This window comes from Bacillus sp. GM2 (genome assembly GCF_056155945.1).
This window is the reverse complement of record NZ_JBRKSZ010000008.1, coordinates 1,550,320-1,575,015: the sequence shown is the minus strand read 5'-3', so window position 1 is coordinate 1,575,015 and position 24,696 is coordinate 1,550,320. Positions and strand designations below refer to the sequence as shown.

The 24,696-nt window shown below is 44.7% G+C and carries 24 protein-coding genes and 1 pseudogene; 2 read left to right on the top strand and 23 right to left on the bottom strand.

The genetic code is table 11. The features are described 5' to 3' along the window. Positions 1–37: 37 nt before the first annotated feature. From flgL to degS, 11 genes and pseudogenes are all read right to left on the bottom strand, one after another. Complete coding sequence (flgL, locus tag ACVC9U_RS22505; protein ID WP_003185705.1) at positions 38–949, bottom strand: flagellar hook-associated protein FlgL; 912 nt, start codon at positions 947–949, stop codon at positions 38–40. Between the two features lie 10 nt (positions 950–959). Next, positions 960–2,483, bottom strand: coding sequence for a flagellar hook-associated protein FlgK (gene flgK / locus ACVC9U_RS22500; protein ID WP_057957825.1), 1,524 nt, complete (start codon positions 2,481–2,483; stop codon positions 960–962). Between the two features lie 15 nt (positions 2,484–2,498). Next, the gene (locus ACVC9U_RS22495) at positions 2,499–2,975 is read right to left on the bottom strand and encodes a flagellar protein FlgN (RefSeq protein ID WP_048350277.1); all 477 of its coding nucleotides are present in this window, start codon (positions 2,973–2,975) and stop codon (positions 2,499–2,501) included. 18 nt (positions 2,976–2,993) lie between these two features. Next, positions 2,994–3,260 carry a flagellar biosynthesis anti-sigma factor FlgM gene (flgM, locus tag ACVC9U_RS22490; RefSeq protein ID WP_003185713.1) on the bottom strand — a complete coding sequence of 89 codons (267 nt, stop codon included), beginning with the start codon at positions 3,258–3,260 and terminating at the stop codon, positions 2,994–2,996. Positions 3,261–3,339: 79 nt separating this feature from the next. Further along, complete coding sequence (locus ACVC9U_RS22485) at positions 3,340–3,759, bottom strand: TIGR03826 family flagellar region protein (protein WP_048350276.1); 420 nt, start codon at positions 3,757–3,759, stop codon at positions 3,340–3,342. Between the two features lie 58 nt (positions 3,760–3,817). Beyond that, positions 3,818–4,552: an amidophosphoribosyltransferase gene (locus ACVC9U_RS22480; protein ID WP_011198352.1), complete on the bottom strand. Its 735-nt coding sequence runs from the start codon at positions 4,550–4,552 to the stop codon at positions 3,818–3,820. Next, positions 4,509–4,793: a late competence protein ComFB gene (gene comFB / locus ACVC9U_RS22475; protein WP_003185718.1), complete on the bottom strand. Its 285-nt coding sequence runs from the start codon at positions 4,791–4,793 to the stop codon at positions 4,509–4,511. Before comFB ends, ACVC9U_RS22480 begins: the two co-directional genes overlap by 44 nt. A 54-nt stretch (positions 4,794–4,847) precedes the next feature. Next, a pseudogene (locus ACVC9U_RS22470) lies at positions 4,848–6,229 on the bottom strand (ATP-dependent helicase ComFA). A gap of 121 nt (positions 6,230–6,350) precedes the next feature. Further along, positions 6,351–7,193 (bottom strand): DegV family protein, encoded by an 843-nt coding sequence (locus tag ACVC9U_RS22465; protein WP_003185726.1) that lies wholly within the window; start codon positions 7,191–7,193, stop codon positions 6,351–6,353. Positions 7,194–7,312: 119 nt separating this feature from the next. Next, positions 7,313–8,002, bottom strand: a complete 690-nt coding sequence (gene degU / locus ACVC9U_RS22460; RefSeq protein WP_003185730.1) for a two-component system response regulator DegU — start codon at positions 8,000–8,002, stop codon at positions 7,313–7,315. An 81-nt stretch (positions 8,003–8,083) separates the two neighbouring features. Beyond that, entirely contained in the window at positions 8,084–9,241 is a 1,158-nt protein-coding gene (gene degS / locus ACVC9U_RS22455; RefSeq protein WP_003185733.1) for a two-component sensor histidine kinase DegS, read from the bottom strand. A gap of 213 nt (positions 9,242–9,454) precedes the next feature. Between degS and ACVC9U_RS22450 the strand changes: the two genes are divergently transcribed. Together ACVC9U_RS22450 and ACVC9U_RS22445 are read left to right on the top strand one after the other, a co-directional pair. After that, a complete protein-coding gene (locus ACVC9U_RS22450; RefSeq protein WP_003185736.1) occupies positions 9,455–10,093 on the top strand; it encodes a YigZ family protein in 639 nt (212 codons plus the stop codon). A gap of 14 nt (positions 10,094–10,107) precedes the next feature. Next, the gene (locus ACVC9U_RS22445) at positions 10,108–11,187 is read left to right on the top strand and encodes an LCP family protein (protein WP_048350275.1); all 1,080 of its coding nucleotides are present in this window, start codon (positions 10,108–10,110) and stop codon (positions 11,185–11,187) included. Between the two features lie 54 nt (positions 11,188–11,241). Here ACVC9U_RS22445 and ACVC9U_RS22440 read toward each other — a convergent pair whose 3' ends face one another. The 12 genes from ACVC9U_RS22440 to ACVC9U_RS22385 form a co-directional block, all read right to left on the bottom strand. Beyond that, the gene (locus ACVC9U_RS22440; RefSeq protein ID WP_048350274.1) at positions 11,242–11,625 is read right to left on the bottom strand and encodes a YunG family protein; all 384 of its coding nucleotides are present in this window, start codon (positions 11,623–11,625) and stop codon (positions 11,242–11,244) included. Positions 11,626–11,733: 108 nt separating this feature from the next. Continuing rightward, positions 11,734–12,798, bottom strand: coding sequence for a glycosyltransferase family 4 protein (locus ACVC9U_RS22435; protein WP_043926700.1), 1,065 nt, complete (start codon positions 12,796–12,798; stop codon positions 11,734–11,736). Positions 12,799–12,928: 130 nt separating this feature from the next. Next, on the bottom strand, positions 12,929–14,110 hold the full coding sequence (gene tuaH / locus ACVC9U_RS22430; RefSeq protein ID WP_048350272.1) for a teichuronic acid biosynthesis protein TuaH: 1,182 nt from the start codon (positions 14,108–14,110) through the stop codon (positions 12,929–12,931). Between the two features lie 27 nt (positions 14,111–14,137). Continuing rightward, positions 14,138–14,896: a teichuronic acid biosynthesis protein TuaG gene (gene tuaG, locus ACVC9U_RS22425; protein WP_048350271.1), complete on the bottom strand. Its 759-nt coding sequence runs from the start codon at positions 14,894–14,896 to the stop codon at positions 14,138–14,140. Between the two features lie 29 nt (positions 14,897–14,925). Then, positions 14,926–15,600 (bottom strand): teichuronic acid biosynthesis protein TuaF, encoded by a 675-nt coding sequence (gene tuaF / locus ACVC9U_RS22420; protein WP_048350270.1) that lies wholly within the window; start codon positions 15,598–15,600, stop codon positions 14,926–14,928. 41 nt (positions 15,601–15,641) lie between these two features. Beyond that, positions 15,642–17,096 (bottom strand): teichuronic acid biosynthesis protein TuaE, encoded by a 1,455-nt coding sequence (gene tuaE, locus ACVC9U_RS22415; RefSeq protein ID WP_061576471.1) that lies wholly within the window; start codon positions 17,094–17,096, stop codon positions 15,642–15,644. Between the two features lie 63 nt (positions 17,097–17,159). Next, positions 17,160–18,089, bottom strand: coding sequence for an NAD-dependent epimerase/dehydratase family protein (locus tag ACVC9U_RS22410; RefSeq protein WP_003185747.1), 930 nt, complete (start codon positions 18,087–18,089; stop codon positions 17,160–17,162). Between the two features lie 17 nt (positions 18,090–18,106). Beyond that, positions 18,107–19,438 carry a UDP-glucose 6-dehydrogenase TuaD gene (gene tuaD / locus ACVC9U_RS22405; RefSeq protein ID WP_011198356.1) on the bottom strand — a complete coding sequence of 444 codons (1,332 nt, stop codon included), beginning with the start codon at positions 19,436–19,438 and terminating at the stop codon, positions 18,107–18,109. Between the two features lie 197 nt (positions 19,439–19,635). Continuing rightward, positions 19,636–20,814, bottom strand: a complete 1,179-nt coding sequence (tuaC, locus tag ACVC9U_RS22400; protein ID WP_017473891.1) for a teichuronic acid biosynthesis protein TuaC — start codon at positions 20,812–20,814, stop codon at positions 19,636–19,638. A gap of 22 nt (positions 20,815–20,836) precedes the next feature. Continuing rightward, positions 20,837–22,276 carry a teichuronic acid biosynthesis protein TuaB gene (gene tuaB / locus ACVC9U_RS22395; RefSeq protein ID WP_003185752.1) on the bottom strand — a complete coding sequence of 480 codons (1,440 nt, stop codon included), beginning with the start codon at positions 22,274–22,276 and terminating at the stop codon, positions 20,837–20,839. 23 nt (positions 22,277–22,299) lie between these two features. Then, positions 22,300–22,959, bottom strand: coding sequence for a sugar transferase (locus ACVC9U_RS22390; RefSeq protein WP_003185754.1), 660 nt, complete (start codon positions 22,957–22,959; stop codon positions 22,300–22,302). 231 nt (positions 22,960–23,190) lie between these two features. Then, the gene (locus tag ACVC9U_RS22385) at positions 23,191–24,678 is read right to left on the bottom strand and encodes an N-acetylmuramoyl-L-alanine amidase (protein ID WP_011198357.1); all 1,488 of its coding nucleotides are present in this window, start codon (positions 24,676–24,678) and stop codon (positions 23,191–23,193) included. Positions 24,679–24,696 lie beyond the last annotated feature (18 nt).

Below are 24,696 nucleotides of genomic sequence, written 5' to 3'. Positions count from 1 at the left end.
CTTTTGCTGAAAAAAAGCAACTCGGATAGAGTTGCTTTTATCTTAAAAAGTCAACCAGTGTCGGCTGAACGATTTTCGCATTTACGGCAAGTGCAGCTCTGTGAACCGATTGCTGTGTAATAAATTCAGTAATGATCTCCTCAAGCTCAACATCTTCGTTGTCTGACAATACCTTTGTCGCCGTCTCTTCCTGTTCGCTCAGCCGCGCATTGATCAATTCGAGCCGGTTGTAGCGCGCTCCGATATCAGACCGCTCATTGCTCATCTGATTGGAGAACTGGTCAATGTCTGAAAGGGCGTTTTCCATTCCTTCCATTGTTCCCGCTTTTAAGGCATTTTCGAGAGACTCAATCATTTCAAAGACGTTTTGTCCGCTGCTTGATTGTCCGCCGAAAGCCGAAATCGGATTTGAGTTTACATTTAAGGTTGCGTTTGGCGAAACATTGATGAGAACGTCAGAGCTGCTTGTATAGTTTTCAAAATTGTATGTGTAAGTACCATCGGCGTTTTTTGTGATCGGAGCGACGTCAGAGTTCGTTCCGTTAAAAAGGTAGCGGCCGTTGACCTGCGTATTGGCGATCTGAATCAGCTGGTCTTTCAGTTGGCCGATTTCGACCCCGATCGCATTTAATTCATCCTTGCCGTTTGTACTGTTTTGAGCCTTAACGGTCAGCTCCCTGATTTTCGCCATGATATCAATGCCTTCTGTAATGTTCGTTTCCGTGTTTTCAAGCCATGTAAAAGCTTGGGAGGCATTGCTTTGATATTGTTTAACCTGGGACAGCTGTGTATTGTACTTCAGGCTTTTCATCGCGACGACGGGATCGTCGGATGCCTTTGTGATCTTTTTTCCCGAAGAAATCTGGGATTGAAGCTTATCCAGTTTTCCATAGCTTGAATTGATGTAGCGCAAAGAATTTTTTGCAATCATCCCTTGGGTTACCCGCATGAATCTCTACCTACCTTCCCACGACACCCATGCCGTTAATAATCTTATCGAGGACTTCGTCCTGCAGCGTAATCATTCTCGCAGCCGCGTTATAAGCATGCTGGAATTGGATCATGTTCGACATTTCTTCGTCTAATGATACGGCGCTAACAGACTGTCTGTTCAATTCAGCAGTGTTTACAAGCGTTTCTGTATTTTTGGCCAGCCTGTTTGTTTCCTGAGCTTTTACGCCCATTTCACCGATGATGCCTGCGTAATAATCTAAAACGGTCGTCGTTTTGTCACCGATTTGAATTTTCTTGGTGAAGACATTAGCGAGATTTGTCGCGTTGGCGTTGTCGCTCGCTTCACCATTCAGCGATGCGGCGACTTTATCGCCTTTTGAATTCATGATCTCATCGGCTACTTTGATTTTGCCGGCGGCTCCCTTTGCAGGCTCAGCCTCTCCTCCGGTAAATTCAAAGAAAATGCCTCCCGGTTCTCCCGATGAAGTAAACCCGCTTTGATGGACTGCATTAAACTCTTTCGCAAAAGCAAGCGCCATCGTATCCAGATCTGCGAGCATTTCGGGATACAAACCTTTTTCTTCACCGTTTGACATATATCCGTAAGATTCGATTAAACCGAGCAGGGACCCTTTGCTAGTAAACGAATCGATGCCGATGTCCGTCCCGCCGAGGGAAACGCCCGTCACAAGGCCTGTATCGTTGTCGTAATTCACTTTGACAGTTTCAGTCGTGAAGTTTGGCCCGTCAAGAACCTTGCCCAGAGACTGGCCGTTTACGTCAAGGACTTCTATTGACACAATGCCTTCAGCGGTTGCGAGTGGATTGCCGCCGGTTTTCGCATAGCTGACTTTGATATTAACCATTGAAGACAGTTCATCAAGGAGCTGATCACGCTTATCGTACAAATCGTTCGGGAGATAGCCGTTCGGCTCGACTTTGGCGATTTGCTCGTTCAAGCTGTTCAGCTGGGACAAAAGCGAGTTAATCGTCATCACATTTTGATCAATCTGGTCGCCTAAATTTGATTGAACGGTTGTCAGCGATTCATACAGGGTTTTAAATGTCTCAGCGACCGCCTGCCCTTTTTGTGCAACAACAGAAGCAGCGCTCGGTTCGTGGGCGTTGTTCGTCAATTCCTGAATGGAATTCCAGAATGAATTCAGAACTTTGTTTAGTCCGGTGTCGTTCAGTTCATTCATAATCCCTTCCATTTGGTTAAAAGCGTCCACTTTTGCATTGTAATAGCCGGCCTTTGTATTCTGCGTCCTGTATTGATAGTCCAGAAAGCTGTCCCTAACCCTTTCAACCGAACCGATTTCAACGCCTGTACCCATCTGGCCTGCAAGTCCGACAGAGTCTCTTGATACGGACGGATAAGGGGTTGATGCTTTAAATGTAACACGCTGTCTTGAATACCCTTCGGTATTGGCGTTGGATATATTGTTTGCTGTCACGCTCAGAGCTGATTGCTGCGCGGACAAGCCTCTTTTTGCGATTTCCAGCCCTAAAAAAGTTGGATTTGTCATCTTTTTCACTCCGTTCTAAGCTTTTGAATCGAATAAAGAAAGCCGTTTTGTCCCGCCTGTCTGGTTTGGCTGCTGCTCTTTTCCGTAATTCGAACCGCCTTCATTCGGAAGGAGCATATCAAATGTAAGCGAGATAAATTGAAGCGACTGAAAAGTCAGCTGCTTGTTCAAATCGTTCACATCCTTCAAACGGGTGACGAGCTGTGAGAGCTTGGCATACAGCTGTTCCAGCACCTTTTTCTCGCCGCCCGCAGCTTTGCTGATACATGCGCTGATCGTCGCGTCCGAGCTGCCGATACAGCTTTTAGTTGCTTCAATGCGGGACTGCTCCGTTTGTTCAATGGCCTGCACATACTTTTGTTCTTTCGTCACGATTTCTGAAAGTGCCTTTATTTCGTTCGTCTTCAGCGCCTCCGTTTTTTGTTCCGACAGAGACAGCAGATGTTCATGCAGCACGCATAAGCGCTCCAGCTCTTCAATCACCCGTTTCACTGAACTGACTTCCTCCTTTTATTGCTGTTTATAAAAATTGACCATTTTTTCAGCTATGCCTTTGCCGTCAACTTTGTACGTTCCATTCTCCACGGCTGCTTTCAGCTGGGCAATTTTCTCCTGACGCTCCTTCATTAAATCAGGGCCTTTTTGCAGCTCCTTTGCTTTCGCGGAAATCTCAACTTTGTCTTCCGGCTGGGCTGCTCCCTGTGAAGAAGCTGTTTGTTTTTCAAATGATTTATGATAAGGATTAACAGGTTGTGTTCCATATTGGTTGATCTTCATGGGATTCCTCTCACTTTCCGCCATAGTTATCTATGATCATACTCATTTTATCGTCTGAGCTTCAAGTTAGTTTAGGGAATCAGTCATTTTTGGGCATAAAGGTATAGTACGTGCCTTTAGAACTATTATTTCTCTCTCTTTCAAGCTGCTCCAGCTGGTCTAATTGACTCATTTGCGATGCCAAATCCTGCTCGCATGACATGCAATAACGTCCTTCCCGAATAAGCGTGCCGCACCTTTCGCACGGATAGCCGAGATTCGGGAAATTAGAGATTTGAATGCGTTTCTGTCTAATAAACTTCAATATTAACTCTTCTTCGACACCTGTTTTTTCTACGATCTGAAACATCGTGGACTGCCGGTTTTCCTGTTTTTTCAGAAATTTATAAACAATTTCATACGCGCGCTCTTCTTCTTTCAAGCATGAAGCGCAAACGGTTTGAAAACTGCTTTTCATAAACAATGCGTTACATCTTGGACAATTCGCCAATTGACTCATAAACTTTGACCCCTATCCTTAAATTCTATTTTTTATATCGGCAGGGAAGAAAAATGATTTAGCTTCTAATTAATGTATATGATGATACAGATTTTGCTTCTCCGGATGTCATCAGGCAATCAGCGGCATGATGAAGGGTCGCTCCTGTCGTATACAAGTCGTCAATCAATATGACATCCAGATTCTTTACTGACCCCTTTTCGGTTCTAAAAACGGTTTTTGGCTTAATTCGCTCTTTCCTGCTTTTTTTGGATTGTTTTTCATTTTCGATTCTGATCAAGGGATGAATAACGGGTATTTGTAATAAGGAAGCAAGACGCTCCGCCTGATTAAATCCCCTCTCCGCTTTACGTTCTTCACTGAGAGGTATCGGAACTAAAACAGACGGGCTGCGGCGGAAGTATTGTTGAAAAGCGCTGATAAATGAAGGGGCAAAAGCGAAGACCAGTTCAGCATCACCTCTGAACTTAAAACGGGCAAGGACTTCTTTCATGAAAGTATTGTAGAGATAAACAGAGCGGTTTTGCCTCAAAAGAGAGCGGGTTAACGGATTGGCCTCCCATTTTGCGCAGTCACCGCACAGCTCTTCGCTCCCCTGTGGCCGTCCGCACTTAGGGCATACGGTTCCTTTGATCTCGATAAAGTTCTCTTTACATTCCCTGCATATTTTCTCTTCTGATCGTAAAAAGAAAAAAGAATGCCATGAGAGAGAATGTAAAAGAGGCGCTGCACAAATTAAACAATTCAGTTTATTCCCTCCCTCTTCGATTGCTTGCGCAAAGCGGGTTTTCATTCACCTTTCTGGCAGCTTCAGCCAAGGTGACAAGCATTGATGTATTCTTTTGTTTGTCAACGAGCTCTGCTTTTATGTAAGCCAGCTTCGACTGATCTGTTACATATTGCGGTTTTACTGCATTTAAAGCCAAGGCGAGCACATCCTCCCTGCACCTGCTGCACGTACAGCTCATGTGCAGCTGATCGATATACTGATCAAACAACTCTTCCAAAACAGCTTCTTTGGCGTTGACTAGCATCCGGCACCGCTCCTCATTTTATATTCATAGGTATACTTTACCATGAATATCAGACTAGTCAATCAACATTTCCTTTTTAGACATTTTATTCATGTTTTGAATATGACGTCGTGCCGCATTCATCGACTTTGTCCTGCCGTAATGAAAGAAACAGACGTCTCCATCTGTGTGCTCGGGATGCCTGCCGGCTCTTCCCGCCATTTGGACGAGGGCGCTTTCGGTAAAAACCGCCGACTCTGCCCCCAATACTCCAACCTGCGCTTTTTTGACGGTCACTCCTCTTTCCAAAATCGTTGTTGTCACGAGCACCTCAAGCTTACTTTCCCTAAACCGGTTCACTTTTTCATTTCTGTCAGGGTCATCGGCATAAACTCCTTCAGCGCGAAATGTTTCCTTTTTCAGCACACTGACCACAGATTTAAGAACAGGGACAGAGGGAACGAATAAAAAAACCGGTTGCTGCAGTTCTTGGTGCTTAAAAAGCCATTTTTTGAGGCGAAAAGGAACTTTTCTTCGTTTCAAACTCTTTACCAAATCAATGTAGGTTCAGGCAAGGGGCTGCGGTGGAATCTCGCGGGAATACGGACGGTGTCCAGCTTTCCGCTCTCAGCCCTTTTTTTCATATCTGCTGAAGGCGTGGCAGTTAAATAGATGTGAGCGCTTTGCCGTTTTGCCGATTTTTTAACAGCGTATTGCAGCGTGTTATCAATAGAATACGGAAAAGCATCCACCTCATCTATGATGATCACGTCAAATGCTTCTTTATAGCGGAGCAGCTGGTGGGTAGTTGAAATGATAAGCGGCGAGAGATTCCCAACGTCTGAGCTTCCTCCGTACAAAGCGGCAATTTCCACCCCTGGAAAGGCTTGGCGAAACCGCGGAGCAAGCTCGAGTACGACATCGGTTCTCGGAGTAGCGATACATACTGTCAAGCCGTTGTTCAGCGCGAATTCGATCCCTTGAAAGAGAAGTTCTGTTTTCCCCGACCCGCAAACCGCCCAGACCAACAGTTCTTCTTTTCTTCGTATAGCATTGATAATGGATTTGGCCGCTTTCTCCTGACCTGCTGAAAGCGCGCCTTTCCACTCCGTATGAACAGGCGCCCATTTATGGCTGACATGCATGTGCCAAGTCAACAGAGGCGTACAATCGCTCACCCTGCCCATCATGACGCAGGATCGGCAGTACACGCAGCATTTACTGCACCGATAGCAAGGATACCGGGCGAAAAATGAGCGTTCGTGCTGGCCGCACCTCAAACAAATAAAGCCTTTCTTCGTTTTTTTAATACCTTCCTCCGTTTTTATCAAGCCTTCTTGGATATGCCAATCAACGACGGATTCACGAAAAGGAAGTTCGCTTTTCAGAAGGTGGCGCTGCTCCAAACATGACCGCAATTCACGGGTATAGAATGCCGGTTGTTCGATGTGAATCACCTCCAATCTGCCATTTAGTATCTATCATCCATGGTTTCTTGTAAAACAGTCAAAATCTAAAAATCTCCCTTCAAAACAGTTGAAAAAAAAAATCTCCGTTTTGCAAAACGGAGATTGGCTTTTATACTGTATACCAGGCGATACCCATCGCTCCTTCACCAAGGTGAGTGCCGATCACAGGCCCGAAATAGCTTTTATAAAATTCGACATGTGCATATTGCTTCGACAATTCTTCGATTATTTGATCGGCTTCTTCTTCACGGTTGGCATGAATCACAACCGCTCTCAGCGGCTTTCCTTTCTCGGCATCTTCGCCAAAAAGCTCAAATAAACGGTTCATCGCTTTTTTTCTCGTCCGGATTTTCTCGTAGGGAACGATCAGCTTGTTCTCAAAATGCAAGATCGGCTTTACTTTTAAAAGGCTTCCGACAAAAGCCTGGGCGCCGCTCAGACGTCCTCCCCTTTGCAAATGTGAAAGGTCGTCAACCATAAAATAAGCCCTCATCGAGGTTTTCATATGATCCAAGTGGCGGATGATTTCCTCAGGAGCCGCTCCTTTTTCCGCCATCTCAGCCGCCTCGATCGCATAAAAACCCTGAGCCATGCAGCTGATTTCCGAATCAAACGGATACACTTTAATTCCTTCAAGCATACCGCTTGCTGATACAGCGCTGTTGAATGTTCCGCTGATGCCGCTGGAAAGGTGGATGCTGATGACCGCGTCATATGTTTCACCGAGTTTTTCATAGAGAGAAATCAACTCGCCGTAGGCGGGCTGGGAAGTCGTCGGGAGATTTTCGTGGGCTTTTACTTCTTTGTAATAGTCCTTCCAGCTCATATCGATCTCTTCCCTGTATGAAGTCTCTCCAAAGATCACATTGAGAGGTATCATATGAATATTGTAGCGGTCACGCAGGTCTTTAGGTATATATGCCGTACTGTCTGTTACTACTGCTGTTTTCATGAAATAAACCTTCCTTATGAAAGATACTCTTTTCTATTCTAAAAGAAAAAGCAGCTTTTTTCATTATAAAGTTTAATTTTCTGCCAAAAGAAAAGACCTGCCTTATGGCAAGTCCATCTTTATCTCATTTCTACCCAGCCGTTTTTAATGGCTACAACAACAGCCTGCGTTCTGTCGTTTACATTCATTTTTTGAAGGATGTTGCTGACATGGTTTTTAACCGTTTTTTCACTGATAAATAATGATTCGCCGATTCCGCGGTTGCTTTTTCCATCCGCCAGCATCTGCAGTACCTCGCATTCCCTTCTTGTGAGAATGTGAAGAGGTCTCCGGATTTCCGGATACACCTCATGCTGAGCGTGAGATGATACACCGCTTGTTGCAAGACGGCGGAATTCATTCACAAGATTGTGTGTAACCTTAGGATGCAGATAAGATCCGCCTTCAGCTACTACTTTCACGGCTTCGATCAGCGTATCGGCATCCATTTCTTTCAGCAGATAGCCCCGGGCTCCTGTTTTTAATGCATGTGTAACGTAGTTTTCGTCATCATGGATGGATAAAATAATAACCTTTGATTCCGGATACAAGTCGACCAGTTGTTTTGTCGCTTCTACTCCGTTCACATTCGGCATATTAATATCCATGATAACAACATCAGGATGGTAGTGCTCGACAATGCGAGCCGCTTCATCTCCGTCGTCTCCTTCGGCCACTACCTCAAAGGTAGGTTCGAAATCCAAAATCCGTTTGACACCTTCACGGAATAACTGATGATCGTCAATAATTACAATATTTACTTTAGTCACAAGCTACGCCTCCCCATTCTCATTGTTAAACACACCTCTTTTATGGTCAATATGTCTTTTGTCTCTATTTTACAATTATCTTTACAAAGACAGTGGAACTTTAATCAATATAAATGTCCCAAGACCTATTTTCGAATCGATTGTCATTGAGCCTTCGAGCAAATCGACTCTTTCTTTCATACCTAGCAGACCGAAAGATTTGTTCTTCTTGCCTTTTACTTCTTTTAAGTCAAAGCCGTTTCCATTGTCTTTGATAATCAGCGTCACAAAATCTTTTGTCACTTCTACTTTAACATGAATTTCAGTTGATTCGGAGTGTTTTAAGGCGTTTGTCACCGCTTCCTGTGCAAGCCGGAATAGTGCAACCTCAAACCGCGGTGCTATTCTTCTTTCTTCGGATTCTCCGATGCATTGGAAATGAATCTTTGCTTTTCCATGATAATCTTCGATCGTGTTCAAGTATTTTCTGAGCGTCGGTATCAATCCCAAATCGTCTAAAGCCATCGGCCTTAAATCATAAATGATTCTTCTGACTTCATAAAGAGCATTTCTGACGTTTTGCCGGAGGTTTTTAATTTCCTGAAAGCCTTCTTCTGTTCCTTTGTCTCTGAAGATGCGTTCGATCAGTTCAGATCTCATCATAACGTTGGCCAGCATTTGCGCAGGACCGTCGTGGATTTCCCTTGAGACCCTTTTTCTTTCTTCCTCCTGGGCTTCGATAATCCGCAGTCCGAAATCCTGCTTGGCCTGCGCATCTTCAAGGAGAACGCCGACCTGGCGCAGATCCTGATTTAAGTAGTTTAAGACGACGGTAATCTGACTGACAAGCCCTTCTGAACGCTCGATGATTTCTTGAAGCCCCAAAAGGCGCCGTTCCAGATCATCACGCTTCTCTCTCAGCTGCTTTTCCCGCTGCTGGATCATTGTCAGTTCAACCTGCAGTTTGTGGGCTTTTTCATAAGCTTCGCGAATCTCTTCTTCACTGAATTTATGAAAGTTTCTGCTGACCTCTGACAAGCGGTTCCGCGCATGGCGGGCATGCACTTCCAGCCTGTCTCCAAGATCGATGACTTCGTTGACCTGCTGTTTAATCTGTTTCAGCTCTTCTACCAAGCCTTCGTATTGCTGGCGGGACTGCTCTCCGATTTGAAAGACTTCATCCTTGCTCCCGTCAACCGTTTTTAACATCTTCATAATGATTGAATCTAAAACTTTGGAGTCCATTTTGGAAACGCTCACCCATTTTCCCTCCGTAACAGCATTGTCATTTAGTTTTATCATAAATTTCATTGAACTGAAATTCGTGTCGAATTATAATGAAAGAATGCGTATTCTGGTTTTTTTATGGTTACCGATCCATTTCTATTTAATCATAACAAAATACGCGCCAAAATTCTAAGTCTGTTCGATTTTTAGGAGAACAGCCGCAGGCTTGTCAGGAGGTAAGCAGGCATGCTGCAAAGCTATCTGACTGTTGCAGGTGAAGGGACCCATGAAATCGTGATTGAAAAATCCCGGTTTATATGCCACTTGAGCCGCGTCAGTACTGAAGAAGAAGCACAGAACTTTATCAACCACATAAAAAAGCAGCATTGGAATGCGACGCATAATTGCTCGGCTTACGTCATAGGAGAAAATGATCAAATTCAAAAAGCGAATGACGACGGAGAACCGAGCGGGACAGCGGGCGTACCGATGCTTGAAGTTTTGAAGAAACGCAACCTTAAAGATACATGCGCCGTTGTGACGAGGTATTTCGGCGGCATTAAACTCGGCGCAGGAGGATTGATAAGGGCTTACGGAAAATCCGTGTCAGAGGGGCTGAACCATGTCGGCGTTGTCGAACGAAAGCTGATGCGGGTCATGCACACCACTGTGAACTATACATGGATCGGCAAGCTTGAAAACGAGCTTCGCGAGTCCCCTTATCAAATAAAAGACGTTCACTATGCAGACGATGTCGAATTTGAAACGTATGTCAAGGAAAGCGAAAAACAGGCATTTACGGAATGGATAACCGAATTAACAAATGGCAAGAGTGAGAATAGAGAAGGCATTCAAGTCTATTTGGAAGAAGCTTTTAATAATTAAAGGAGAATCATCTTATGGCTGAGCGTATTAAAGTGAAAGTGCGGAAAAAAAAGAATAAAAAGAGAAGGCTGATTAAACGGTTTATAGTCCTTATGCTGCTCGCACTTCTCGCAGTCGGCGGAGTGGGCATATATAAAATTATAAACACGATTTCCGCGGCTGACGGCACTTATGATGAGCTTGAACGCGGAGAGAAGTCGAAGCTCAGGGACGATGTTGTTGATATTCAAAAAAAGCCGTTCTCGATTCTTTTTATGGGGGTTGAAGATTATTCGACAAACGGCGAGCACGGCCGGACGGATTCCCTGATTGTCGTGACGCTCGATCCTAAAAAGAAGTCGATGAAAATGCTGAGCATTCCGCGGGACACAAGGGTTCATTTGGCCAGCGACACAACCGGCACAAAAACAAAAATTAATGCGGCCTATGCAAAAGGCGGCAAGGATGAAACAATTGAGACGGTTGAGGATTTCCTCGGAATCCCGATCGACTACTATGCAACGGTCGATTTTGACGGGTTTAAAGATGTCATCGATGAAATCGGCGGAATCGATATTGACGTCCCTTTTGATTTCAGCGAAAAAAGCGATGTCTCCAAATCCAAGAGAATCTATTTTAAAAAAGGGAACATGCATCTAAATGGAGAGGAAGCTCTTGCCTACGCAAGGATGAGAAAACAGGATAAGCGGGGAGACTTCGGGAGAAACGACAGACAAAAGCAAATCTTAAAAGCCGTTCTTGATCAAATCTCAAAACCGCAAAACCTCGCTAAAATTGATAAAATAGCCCAAAAAGCAAGCAAAAACATTCAGACAAACTTCAAAATCACACAGGCTCTGGCGCTTCAGCAAATCTACAGCGGCTTTGCTGGTGATGATATAAAAACATTAAACATCACAGGAAAAGATCTTACGATCGCTGATGTTTACTACTTTGAGCCTGACCAGCAAAACCTGGCAAACGTGCAAAATGAATTGACCCATCATTTATACCCGGACTCAACCGCTGATTCGAGCGGAACATCGTCTGAATCTTCCGCACCCGCTGACGGGACAGACAGCTCAGCTGAATCGTCTGCTGCTTCTTCTTATTGATCGGCTCTGTTGAATGTGAAAATTCATAATCGAATAAAAATGAAGGGGAACTCTTTATATATTAAGGGTTCCCCTTTCTTTTGAAAAAGACAAATGATTGATAACACTTTGTTTTAAATAGTTATACTGTTTTTCGTTGGTATCTGAGAATGCCTCGTTTCTATTTGAGGGAACATCCATATACAGGATGTCTTCTTTGAATTGGGAAACCGTTAAATCATATCTTTTACCATTGATAACATTATAAAAATGCCACCCTTCAGGCAGCCTTGTTTTCCTTATTTCTCCACCTAATAGATCATTTACAATTAAGGCGGTTACGCCGCATTGTCCCTTTGCAGGGTTATCCTGACTCCATTTTGAACTTGAATCTGAAGACCAGGATTTATACAGTGCGTTCATTATTTGTTCGATCTGTCCAAGGTGATGATCATCCATAAAAAATCCTCCTTTTCATCGAGTTTTAGTTAGTCAACCAACCGCTTATGGGGCTTCCCGAAATGCGGTAATAATAAAACCCCTGGAATCCAGGGGTTTTTGTGCACATTAATTCCTCTTCACCATCCGCCTGTAAAACTTCGTAAAGGGCTTGTACTGCTCATTTACAAGGCCTGTCACTTCTGCGATGATCTGCATGAACAGGATTAAGCCGAAGATGATGAAGATGGACACCCAGAGCGTCGCGGTTTTTAAAAGAATGGCGCTCAGGCTGAAGACGACGCCAATTAAATAAATGACGATGACGGCTTTCCGATGGGACAGGCCAAAGGCCATCAGCCTGTGGTGAATATGCGATTTGTCGGGTGCCGAAATCGGCTGCTTGTTTAAAATCCGCCTGATGATCGCGAATGTCGTATCAAATATCGGCACTCCTAATATAATGATCGGAATGACGACGCTGAACAGGGTCACGCTTTTATACAGCCCAAGCAGCGACAGAACCGAAATCACATACCCCAAGAAGAGCGAGCCCGTGTCTCCCATAAAAATTTTCGCCGGATGGAAGTTATAGAACAGAAAGCCGACCGTACTTCCGATGACAACCAGCGATAGAGAGAAGATCAAGATTTTATCGGCAGAAAAAGCCATGACGGCAATCGTCGAAAGGCCGATGACGGATATACCCGCAGCCAGTCCGTCCAATCCGTCGATTAAGTTGATGGCATTTGTGATCCCGACGATCCATAAAATCGTCAGAGGATATGCGAGCCATCCCAAATCAAAGCGAAGATCCCAAAACGGAATCGATAAAAATTCCATTTTTAAGCCTGTACTGACGATGATGCAGGCTACTAATATTTGAACGATAAATTTAATTCTCGCGCTTAAATTATGTTTGTCATCTACAATGCCTAAAATGACAATCATAAAAGCACCGAGTGTAATTGCTGTTATTCTGTTTTCATAAAGGCCGCCGGCAAACGAACCGGTCAATACTCCTATAAAAATGGCTAAACCGCCCATTCTCGGCATTACTTTATCATGTATCTTTCGTTTATCCGGCTGATCCACGACCCCGGATTTGATTGCTAGACGTTTGACAAGCGGAGTAATAATTAAAACAGTAATGAGAGAGACAAAAAACGCAAGTACAGTGCGTTCATAAGACATAAGGAAGTCTCCTTTTTAAATGAAGTCTGGTCGTATTAAAGATCATACCTTTTCATTATACAATTTCATTATTTATTATAACAAGCTCCAGCCAAAAGAAACATCATGAATTAATATCCCCCGCCGCAAATTATGCATCTTTATTCAAGTTCAATTGATCAAGCATCGTTAAAAATAAATGATGCCAGTCTCTTTCACGTGCGATCTTTTTGCGCAGTTCCACATGGGAGACATCTACATGCGCAAGCTCCAGCTCTTTACACACCGCTGTAAATTTAGCGGGGTCGTTTCCTGTAAGATGACGGTAAACGTGTTCCTGTTCAACCTTTTTTGTTGAAGGGAGGTTCATGCCGGCGACAGGCTTACCGGCAGCCAAAAATTCAAACAGCTTTAAAGGGAATACCGCATTATTATATGGCGACGGTTTATACGGCATGATCCCGATATCCACTACATTCATATAAGACGGTACTTCCGACGGCGCAGCGGGCCCCGTCCAAATGACATTTTCTTCTTCAAGAAGCGCTTTAAAATCTTCGTCTCCGTTTGTCCCGTCAGGACCGACAAATAAAAACGTCCACTCTTTTTTGGTTCTGGCCGCTTCTTTGATGAGCTTAAAATCGAGCTTCGGCTTGATTCCGCCGATAAAGCCGAGGACGGTGCCTTCCCTTCCGTTTAATACATCCGCTTTTTGCTTATTTTCCGCAAACAAGCTGTATTCCACACCATTTTCGATTGTAAAAACCGGCTTTGTCTCTCCTTGAAGCCGGTCTGCTACGTTTTGGTGCAAATATTCAGAAGTGCAAAAAATCGTATCTGCAGCTTTAATGATTCTGCCTTCAGCTTCAAAAATAACCTTTTGCCTGAATCCTGAGACAAGGCTTTGGCTTCCGCTGATCGGCGCCGCCCACAGGTCACTGCAGTCATAGATGACCTGATCCCACTGATAAAGCGATGACAGCAGCGGAAAACCGGGGAATGTGTACCATAAGCACACCTTTTCCCCCTGAACGTCTTCTTTCAGCCGGTCAAGCAGCGGCTTCAGCTTGCTTTGATAAAAAACATCCTTGTAGCGGGCAAACCTGAATATTTTCTTTTTCAAAAAATCTTTGACTGCAAATTGCTTGATTCCGTTGTCAAGCAATGTAAAAGTTTCGCGGGAAGGATTTTCAGACGGACAGACCCAAATGACTTCCTTCGTCTCCTTGCGGCCGGCTAAAAACTCAGCAAGGCGGTGCCTTCTGTATCTTAGCTGATCCTGCCCCCATTCACCTGTCGCTACTATGACGTGTATGACTTGATCTGCTTTCACTTTCAATCACCTTTTCTGTCAATGCCGTTATAATCTTTTCATGACTGCGTTCTTAGCGTAATGGAAAAAGCACCATGTCGCTTTCATCAAGTGAAGGCGTTCGATTTCCCTGTACACATACCAGGTTTTTCGCGCCGCCTTCCACTTGTTTCTGGAGATCGATGTTTCAACGATGCGGTATTCGGCGAGGGGTTCGTTCAGACCGAATGCCTTGAATCCCCGCTTTAATACGGACAGCCATGTCGCCAAATCCTGACGGGTTCTTATATTCGGCATCCGGATATCACCCGTTTGCTCTCTGTCAATCATCACCGTCAAACAGCCGATAATCGTATTTTTTAATACATCATCATATGTAAGGCTGACGGGTGCATGAATGGTTTTATGAAGCGGTTCGCCGTCTTGGCTGATCAGCTCGTATGCCGTAAATGTGAAAGCATGCTGATGCTTCCTCATAAAGTCAAGCTGCTTATCCAGCTTTTCTGCTTTCCACAAATCATCGCTGTCCAAAAAGGCGACATAGCGCCCTTCGGCTTTGCTGAGCGCCGCATTTCGAGCCGCTGCAGCGCCTTGATTTTCTTTCAGAAAAATGGCATGGATCCGCTCATCATCTTCTTCATAGCGCTTCAAAATGTCTCTTGTCCCATCTGTTGAGCAATCATCGGCAATGATCATTTCCCAGTCGGAAAACGTCTGATTTAAGACGGACTGAATGGTTTTTTCGATAAATTCCTCCGCGTTATAGGAAGGCGTAATGACAGAGATTAAAGGTTTTTGCCTCGTCATGGTCCTGATCCACATCCCCAATTAAAAATTTAACGTTCTCTGAATACTTCCGGAACGACAATGATAAAAAACGACAGCGCTAAACCGATCAGTACGCCTAATACCGCTCTTTTTTTAGGCGACATGCCGGCAGCCTGGTTATCCAGCACGATCAAAGGCTCAATTTCTTCAGCAGCCTTCATATCAAGCTTGCTTGTTTCAAGCTCATACAAAAACCGCTGTTTGTCAACTTTGGAATCAGCGCTGACTGTTTCGTCTTCAAGCGCCTTAATATTCTTTTCAATGACTTCTTCTCTTTTTGAGAACAGCGCCTTATCGCCTTTCATATAGGCATCTTTAATTTTTCCTAAAGTATCCAATGTTTCCTGTTTATCAGGCCCTGTGTAGCTTAAGTTGAAAAGTGAATCCGTTCTGATTTCAATCGCCAGATCGTCTTTCAATTGCGCCAGATCCTCTTCCGGCATATCCGGGAAAATGTCCTTTAAAAAAGCTTCGTTTTTCAACAGCAGCGGCACTTGCTTTGCATTGTTGTACTTCGCTTCTCCATAGTTCCCGGTTGATATCGTTACAGTAGCCGTGTAATTAGATGGAGCAACGCTTCCCTTCGGCATAAAATAGCCGACAAGACCAAGAATAAGAGGAAGCGCAATAATCGCCACAATAAACTTTTTCACTCTACCAGCAATACGTTTGATTAAATTCATCACATGAATTTCTCCCTGTTTTTAAATTCGATTTTCAAAAATCACCTATACTGTTCGGTTTCATCCGTTCCGCAGACTCTAAAGGTATTAACCGTCGCAATCACAAGCGCGAGGAACACCCAATGGAAATATAAATTCGAGACGGAACTCGGACTGATGCTTGACACAAGGAAGGCGACGAGCGCGGCTGTCAAACCTTCAATAAGAAGCTTTGGCCGTCTTCCAAGCGATCTTTTATAATATCTGTAAAGCACGGTTATTAAATAAATGTACATCGTTAAATAACCGAGCATCATCACCACTCCAAAATTCGTCATGATCTCAACGAGCCAGTTATGAACCTCCACGACCCGGTCCGTATCGAACAGTGCATGATGCTCCAAATAATATGGCACATTGCCGGCGCCGACGCCAAATCCGTAAGTATCCAGCACATAATGCCCGGCGTTTTTCAACAAATTCGCCCTGGCGACATTGGATGGCAGCGGCTCGCTGAAATCGTGTGCGGTTTGCGGAGCCAAAAAGTATGTATAAAAAGCTCCGGTAATCTTTCCTGCAAACAGTGTGACAAAAGCGATACATCCTGCAGCTGCGGCGATGAGCGCCCATTTTTTAAGCACCTTCGGCAGCAAAATGAACACATAAACGGCAAGGCCGGCTATGACCCCCAGGATGCTGGCTCTTGATCCAGTCAGGAAAATCAAGTATGCCGAACAGAACGCAAGGAGCAGCCCCGCTATTTTTAAGTAGCTGTTTTTAATGTTTTTGAAAAAAGATAAATAAAAGAAAAAGCTGATGGACAGAAATGTCGCAAAGTCATTCTGGTTGAAAAAAACGGATGTCGGATAGTGCTGTTTATAGTGCGGCCCGTTATAAAGGGTCGAGCTCGGCAGGTGGTTTAACGTAAAGTGATTGTAAAACCCGATGACCATTAAAAATACGGTCATGACAAGCCATATGTAATAAAACGCGAGAATACGATCCATTTTTTGAAAAAACATGACAACCAGAAAAACAAAAAACATTCCCATTGCCAATAGGAACAGATATTTTATGCCATCAGTGGCAGACTTGACCCATAGCAGCGAAATCAGTCCATAGCAGAACCAAAACGCGAAAAACATCAGAATGCCTTTGACATGCACCTGCTTCCACTTTTCAAGGTGCTGGCTGCCTTTCAACATTTCCGCTATGAATAAGAATCCTGCCAGAATCAGAAGTATTCGATATGGAAACAGGCTGAAAAAGCCCAATTTAATCGCAAAAAAAGCATTGTTGGCAAAAGTTGCAGCGATGAGCAGATATAATACGGGCATCAGCAATTGCTCGGACGACAAATACTTCCGGAGCACAACGATCACAGCCAGCGCAATCAAAATTAGACACGCCAGCAAGATTTTTTTTGAATTGGACTGGGCCAATACAACGAATGCTAACCCTGCGGTCAATGCGGCGAGCCAAACCAGAACATTGACCGCGGAACGTTTGAGACTCATTTTTCCCCCTCCTTCCGCTTCTTTCTGGAAAAGGGCTGCCGACATCAGCCAGCAGCCAGTGATTTACGTATTCATTTCTTTTTTATAATATGAAATGGTCTTTTCCAGTCCTTCAGCAAGCGGCATTTTTGGTTCCCAGTTTAAGATTTTCTTTGTTTCTTCATTACACAGTGTGCTGTGGCGGATATCCCCCGGCCGTTCATCTTGATAAATCGGAGAAAGCTCAGAGTTCGTCGCTTTTTTCATCTCTGTAAACAGCTCATTGACCGTGATGGAAAAGCCGTTTGAAACATTTAAACAAACGTTTGATTGAGCTTTTAGCGCCTTTACGTTGGCAGAAGCTACATCACCGACATAAATAAAATCGCGTGATTGTTCTCCGTCTCCAAAAATTACCGGAGCCTTGCCGCTGGTCAGCAAATCGGAGAAAATCGATACAACGCCGCCCTCTCCTTTTGCATCCTGGCGCGGCCCGTACACGTTGCTGTACCGCAAAATGCAATACTCGGTTCCATATAGATCATAAGCCAGTTTTAAATAGTTCTCCACTGTAAGCTTCGTCAGCCCGTAGGGTGAGCCTGGGTTTGTTTGGTGACGGGTGTCGACAGGCAGGTAATCCGGATTTCCATAAACAGCCGCTGATGATGCAAAGACGATCTTTTTCACATTGCATTCACCAGCTGCTTTAATGATATGGAGCGATCCTCTGATATTGATGTTTTCATCATTTAAAAAATCGCTGACAGACTCCGCTACGCTTACTTGTGCAGCTAAATGAACAATATAATCGGGATCAATGCTTTTGATGACGTCGATGACTTCCGGCTTCGTGATATCCTGCTCATAAAAGTCAATTGGGAGACCGTCAATGTTGGAGCGGTGTCCCGTAGTTAAATTATCAAGAATTGAAACCCGGTAATTTTCTTTTAGAAGCTGTTCAGCAATATGCGAGCCGATAAATCCGCATCCGCCTGTCACTAGTACTTTTTCCATTGTTATCCCCCCGTTGTTTATACGTTGGTCAGGATTCCTTCTCCCTGTACTTCCGGCCGTCCGATTGAATGGTAGATCATGCCTTCGTTTCTCATTTGTTCAATTTCAAATATATTTCTTCCATCGATTAAGACGGGGTTTTTCAAAGCAGACTTAAGTTTGGCAATATCCATGTTCTGTACTTCCGGCCACTCCGTCAATATGACGCACGCATCCGTATCCTGAATCGTCTCATACAGATCTTCGCTGTAAACGGCTTGATCGCCGAGAAGCTTTTCTGCTTCAGGTACAGCAATCGGATCAAACGCTTTGACTTTAGCACCGAGGCTTCTCAGCATCGGAATGACATCCAGAGACGGCGCCGAGCGCATATCGTTAGTATTCGGCTTGAATGCCAGCCCAAGAACCGAAATGGTCATGCCGTTTAAATCGCCGAACACATCAAGGAGCTTTTGCACAATGTGGGCGCGCTGCTTTTGATTCGTCTCGATGACAGCTTCAATCAATTTAAAAGGATAACCGACTGACTTCGCGATTTGCAATAAAGCCATCGTGTCTTTAGGGAAGCAAGAGCCGCCAAAGCCGATTCCGGCTTTTAAAAATTTACTGCCGATTCTGCTGTCGAGTCCGACGCCTTCAGACACCTTGGATACATCAGCTCCGACCCTTTCGCAAATATTCGCGATATCATTAATGAACGAGATCTTTGTAGCCAAAAATGCATTTGCAGCGTATTTAATCATTTCTGCACTTTCAAGGTTAGACTTGACGATTTTCGTTTGAAATGGCTTATGAAGCTCTTCAATAATGGCAGCAGCCTTTTCGCTTGTCGCGCCGATGACTGCTCTTTCCATATTCATCGTATCGTAAATAGCTGTTCCTTCACGAAGGAATTCCGGATTCGACACGACGTCGAAAGGGAATTCCCCTTTTGAATTGCGTTCTATAATGGCTTGTACGAGCTTTCCTGTTCCAACAGGGACAGTGCTTTTGTTGACGATGACTTTATAGCCGTTCAGGTGCTTCCCGATCATTTCGGCAACGGATTTAACAAATGTCAGATCCGCTTCCCCTGTTTCCGACATCGGTGTACCGACTGCAATATAAATAATCTCAGCTTCTTCAATCGCTTTTGGAATATCAGTAGAGAAAAATAAGCGATTTTCGTTTACGTTTTTATCCACAAGTTCTTTTAGGCCGTTTTCATAAATCGGCATCACTCCGGCTGAGAGTCCTCTTATTTTTTCAGCATCAATATCGCAGCAGACAACCGAGTTTCCCACTTCGGCAAAACAAGTTCCAGACACCAGCCCGACATATCCCGTTCCAATGACAGCGATTCTTTTCAACATTATCATTCCCTTCTTTCAGCTGACCCTTCAAATCCAATAGCTTGATTTAGGTAATGATCTTTATCTCTTTCTATTGAAAAAATCTGGGTTTTTCGTTTTCCCAATCCTTATTTTTATTAGCTTAGACGCAAATAAATGGGTTTAAACAGTATTATATTCAACATTCATACGCATATTAACCGACAGACCCCAACTTAATTTTTGTTCTTGACAACATCCCCATACACATCCAGCAGCTTTCCGGCATTTTTAAAGGCGTCATAATCCTCGTGCACCGTTTGATACAGCTCTTCAGCGATGGCTTCTTGCCAATTGCCGCCTTCCAAATATCCCTTGACAGCTTCTGTTATGCTGGAAGCCGAGCGCGGCTTGATCAGCAGGTGTTCATGCTTTCCGAATAAAGACGGAACCCCCCCGACCGCCGTACAAAGCACCGGGACCTTGAGAGCGAGCGCTTCAATGACAACAGTCGGCATCCCTTCAGAATACGAAGGGAGCACAAACAGATCTGATGCAGCCAGATATTCTGATATCTCATGGTTTGCGACCTGCCCCGTCAATACTGCTTTTTCACCGGCGATTTGACGGATGTTCTGCTTCTCCGGTCCGTCGCCGATGAATACAGCTCTGTAGCTGTCATCAAGCTGCCTGACCGCTTCTGCCAGCTCGGCTACTCCCTTTCCCTTCACCAAGCGGCCGACGAACGTCAGCAACTTTTTGTCTTGCGGCAGGCCGAGTTTCTCCCTCAATTCAAGTGTTGAAGCGGAGGGCTTTTGAAACCGGTCCAGGTTGACTCCAATAGGAAGCACCGAGCTTTCAGCACCGGTCATTTCTTTCGTTTTGGCTTTCAGCGCTTCGCTGACAGCCAATACTTTTGCTGCGGAATGCACAGCTGTTTCAAATGCTCGAAAAGCGCCTTTGCTGTAATGGGGATAAATATTGACATCGCTTCCGTGCAAAGTCAGAACATAAGGAACCTTCAGCTTCTGTGAAACAACGGCAGCGGCACCCCCGGATGGCATCGCGAAATGGGCATGGATAAGATCCGGCGCAAGCCCGTGCTTCTCGATCGTCCTCAATACAGACTTTGCGATCCGGCGATGCGGCTGAGCCCATTTTAGCTGTCCAGGCAAAGCCGTATACGGCGGCCTGTAAACCGGGATGCCTTTTCTTTCTTCATATTCCGGGACTGTTCGCACTTGACGGTATTTTTTTTTCAGCAGCCTGAGAGGAGCAGGATTCACAGGCAATGGACATATGACCGTCACATCAACGCCCTGCATCTGCAGCGCCTGAACCTGTGTTTCATGAAAAACGCCTTCTCCCGGCCTTTGACTGCTTGGATAAACGCTGGTAATCCAAAGAACCTTCAATGATGAACCGCCCTTTCTGCTGTCATCTTCCTAATTGGGCCCTCATAGCCCGCCGATAAAATTTGCCGACCAGAAAACCGTAAAAAATCCCGCTGATCCCGACGGAAACTGCCAGCTGAAGCATGGCGCCGTGAAGCAGATGTCTGCTGCCGACGCTCAAGACAAGAGCCAGCAATGCCATGAGCAGCGTCAAGGCCAGCGGTTTTCCAACGGTTCTGAAATATTCGCCCAGCTTCAGCTGGATGACATATTTGAGCAGCCATCTGCCGATAAAGAAATTGACCAGGCTGATCGCTGCATATGTCCAGGCGGTGATCGTCAAATCATTCGTTAATACCGCCGCGTAAAGAGACAGCCCATAAAGGAGCATGATCCCGCTGTCCCAATAAAATGCCAGGTCTGCTCGCCCCTTCGCCAGCAAAACCGATCCGTTCGGATTCATCAGAACCCTGAGCAGCCCGACAATAGCGAGGATGTTCAGAACCGGTACGGCCTGCAGCCATTTTTCTCCGAAGACGACTTCAACAAATAAATCTGAAACAGTCGTCAGTCCGATCAGGAGCGGGAATGAAATCAGCGCGAGAAGCTTTGTCATATTTAAAAAGCCTTCGCGCAGTGTTTGGTTGTCCCCTTGATTCTTTGAGAAGACAGGAAACGCTACCCTTGTTACGATCGGATTGATTTTTAATACGGGAATCGTAATAATCTGATACGCCAGGTTATAGATTCCCAATGCTTCCGCACCGAGAAACCGCCCGATTAAAATCATGTCGATATTGGCGCCAAGCCTGTTTACAAGCCTTGAAGCAAGCTGAAACGCGCCGAACGAGAAAAATTCTTTCACTTCCCCCAATGCAAAGACGAAAGAAGGACGCCATTTTTTTAAATATACAGCAAAAAACATGATGCCTTTAACCGAATTAAGAAAAACTTGTGACAATGCATAGGCCACAATCGGATCCATCAGAAAAACCAAAACGAGCAGGAGCACAAAAGACAAAACGGTGACTCCCGCTTCTATTTTGCTCAGCACATTAAACTTCAGATCTTTTTGCAGCATATATTGATACTGCTGGCCGACCGGGGCGATTAAAAACATGACGGCCAAAATCCGCACTAGAAAAACAAGTTCGTCCCGCTGATAAAAGTCTGCGATGAACGGACTCAGGAAAAAGAGGCCGATAAACAAAAGGATGCCCGTTAGGATATTCAGCCAATACAAGGTCGATAATTGGCGTTCACTGATGTTCTCCTTTTGAATTAAAGCGGCCCCGAATCCCATATCGAGTACAATTTGTGTGAAAATCGTTACGGTGGTCAGCATTCCGACCAAACCGAATTCGGCAATTGTCATGATATTGCCGAGCAGTGCAAACTGTATAATTTGAATGACCGTGACGATCAAAGTTGAAACACTTGTCCATTTTGCACCGCTTAATATTTGTTTCGTAATGGTAGACATAGCATATTCCTAACTTCCTCGTATTATCTGGCTCCTTCGCCAGTCAATACTACTTTAATCGTTTTCAGCATAACCTTCAAATCGAGAAGAAACGTTAAATTCCGAATGTAATACAGATCGTGCACCAATTTTTCTCTCGGACTGATATCATAGCCTCCGTTCACCTGCGCAAGTCCCGTTAAACCCGGCTTAACGATTAAGCGGTTTTTAAATCCCGGAATTTCGTGGTGAAACTGAGCGGTAAACATCGGTCTTTCAGGCCTTGGCCCCACAATGCTCATGTCTCCGGCCAGCACATTGATCAACTGCGGAAGTTCATCGATTCTTGTTCTTCTTATAAAAGACCCGACTGCAGTGATGCGCGGATCATCCTTCTGAGCCCATTTCGCACCGGATTTTTCTGCGTCAATTCTCATAGAACGCAGCTTGATCACCTTGAAATGCTTCCCGTCTTTTCCGACGCGTTCCTGCCGGTATAACGGAGAACCCGGTGTTTCGATACAGATTAATATACAAAACAGCAGAATAAACGGCAGTGTAAGAGCGAGCCCAATCAAGGAAAGGACGATATCCATTATCCGTTTCATATATAAATAACGTACTGCTTTTTTAGATAGAGCACAGGAATAAGTTTGCTGGCTTGAATATTCATTGTACATTCTTAAACTTTTGTCGATACTCACTAGCATACACCTCGATTAGTATGTTACTGTTTGATCTATTCGTCAGTGTAGCATACGAACGTAAACACAATGTAAAGGAGTTATTAAAATTAGTAAATTCGTTGATTTTTTGTTAAAAATGCACCGCCTCCGTTTTATCTTTAATTTCACCAAAAATATCATACTATATAATAAAGACAAAACAAAGGCAGCATAGGCAATTTTTCGAAAAACGAGTTTTCTGTTTATATTTTAATAGTAAGCAACGATTCCGTCGTAAATCGCTTTAGCGCCTTTTTCTTTGTAAGTCGAGCTTTTGAGTTTTGTCGCATCGCTTACATTGCTGATAAACGCAAGTTCAACAAGGCAGCTTGGCATTTTTGATTCCCTGATGACATGGAAGTTGCCGATCTTTACACCGCGGTTTTTTGTATTCAATGCAACATAGAGACGGTTTTGAATCTCGGTTGCCAGCCGTTTGCTGTTGGCAGATTCATATGTTGTATAATAGTAGGTTTCTGTTCCGGAAGCAGCTGGCGTTGCCGAGTTTGCATGGATGCTGACAAACAAATCCGCATGATTTGACTGCGCTTTTGACACGCGCTGTGCGAGCGTCAGGTAAGTGTCGTTCGTTCTCGCCATAATTGGCAGAGCACCGCCGTTTGATAGTTTCGTATTAATTAATTTTGCAACATCAAGGTTCACGCTTTTCTCATATAAACCGTTGCCGACGGCACCGCTGTCTGTACCTCCGTGCCCTGCATCAATGAAGATTTTTTTGCCGACGATCGGATTCTTCAGCTGTGACACGACATTGGATTGAAGAGAAACCGTTCCGCCAAGCACAGTAAACGTCGTCATGTTTTTGGAACCGATCACTTCTCTTGTCGGTGTCGGCAAAGATGATGCATTCGTGAACATCATCGGACGGTTTTGCTTAGCCGCCAGAACAGATCCTGTTAATCCGTCGGCATACGCATAGCCGTTGCTGATGATTGCATTCTTGGCAGAAGAATAATATTTCTTGACGACATTGGCCGCGACTTCATAGCGGTTGCTGCCGCCGATCCGCGTCGGAGAAGCAAGCTGTTTGTAAACGCTGCTGGAGATGCTGACTTCACCGCCTACGACAATGGTCGATGTTGTTCCTTTGCTCTTCATCGCATTTTTTGTCGCTGTCGGTATGGAATTCGACGATGTTAAAAGAATCGGGATACCGTTTCTCGCGGCATATGCGCCGATCGCAAGGCTGTCAGCATAGGCCGTCCCGTTTGCGATGACAGCTTTCGAATTGCTCGGCAGCTTATTCGCAATATTCGCCGCAACCTCGTAGCGATTCGCTCCGCCGATGCGTTCGACAGATGACACACCAAGCTTTTTGATCTCGCTTACGACACCGTTTTGAACGCTGACGGTTCCGCCGATTACGATCACTTTGCTAGGTTTTAATTGACTGATTCGGTTTTTAGTGGCCGTTGGCAGTTTAGACGCTTCCGTTAATAGAACAGGCGCGTTGTTTCGATAGGCAAATGGAGTCGCTGAAAGGACGTCTGCATATGCCTTTCCATTTGCAACAATCACAGTGCTTGCACTTGTCCACCCCTGCTTGGAAACGTTCACCGCAACCTCATATCGGTTTGCACCGTCTAATCTTGTGACAGAGTTGGCCGCAAATACATTAGGCACAAACAAAAAGAACCCTAACAACAACATAGGTACAGCTTTAAGAAAAACCCTCAAAAAAATAACCTCCAAAAA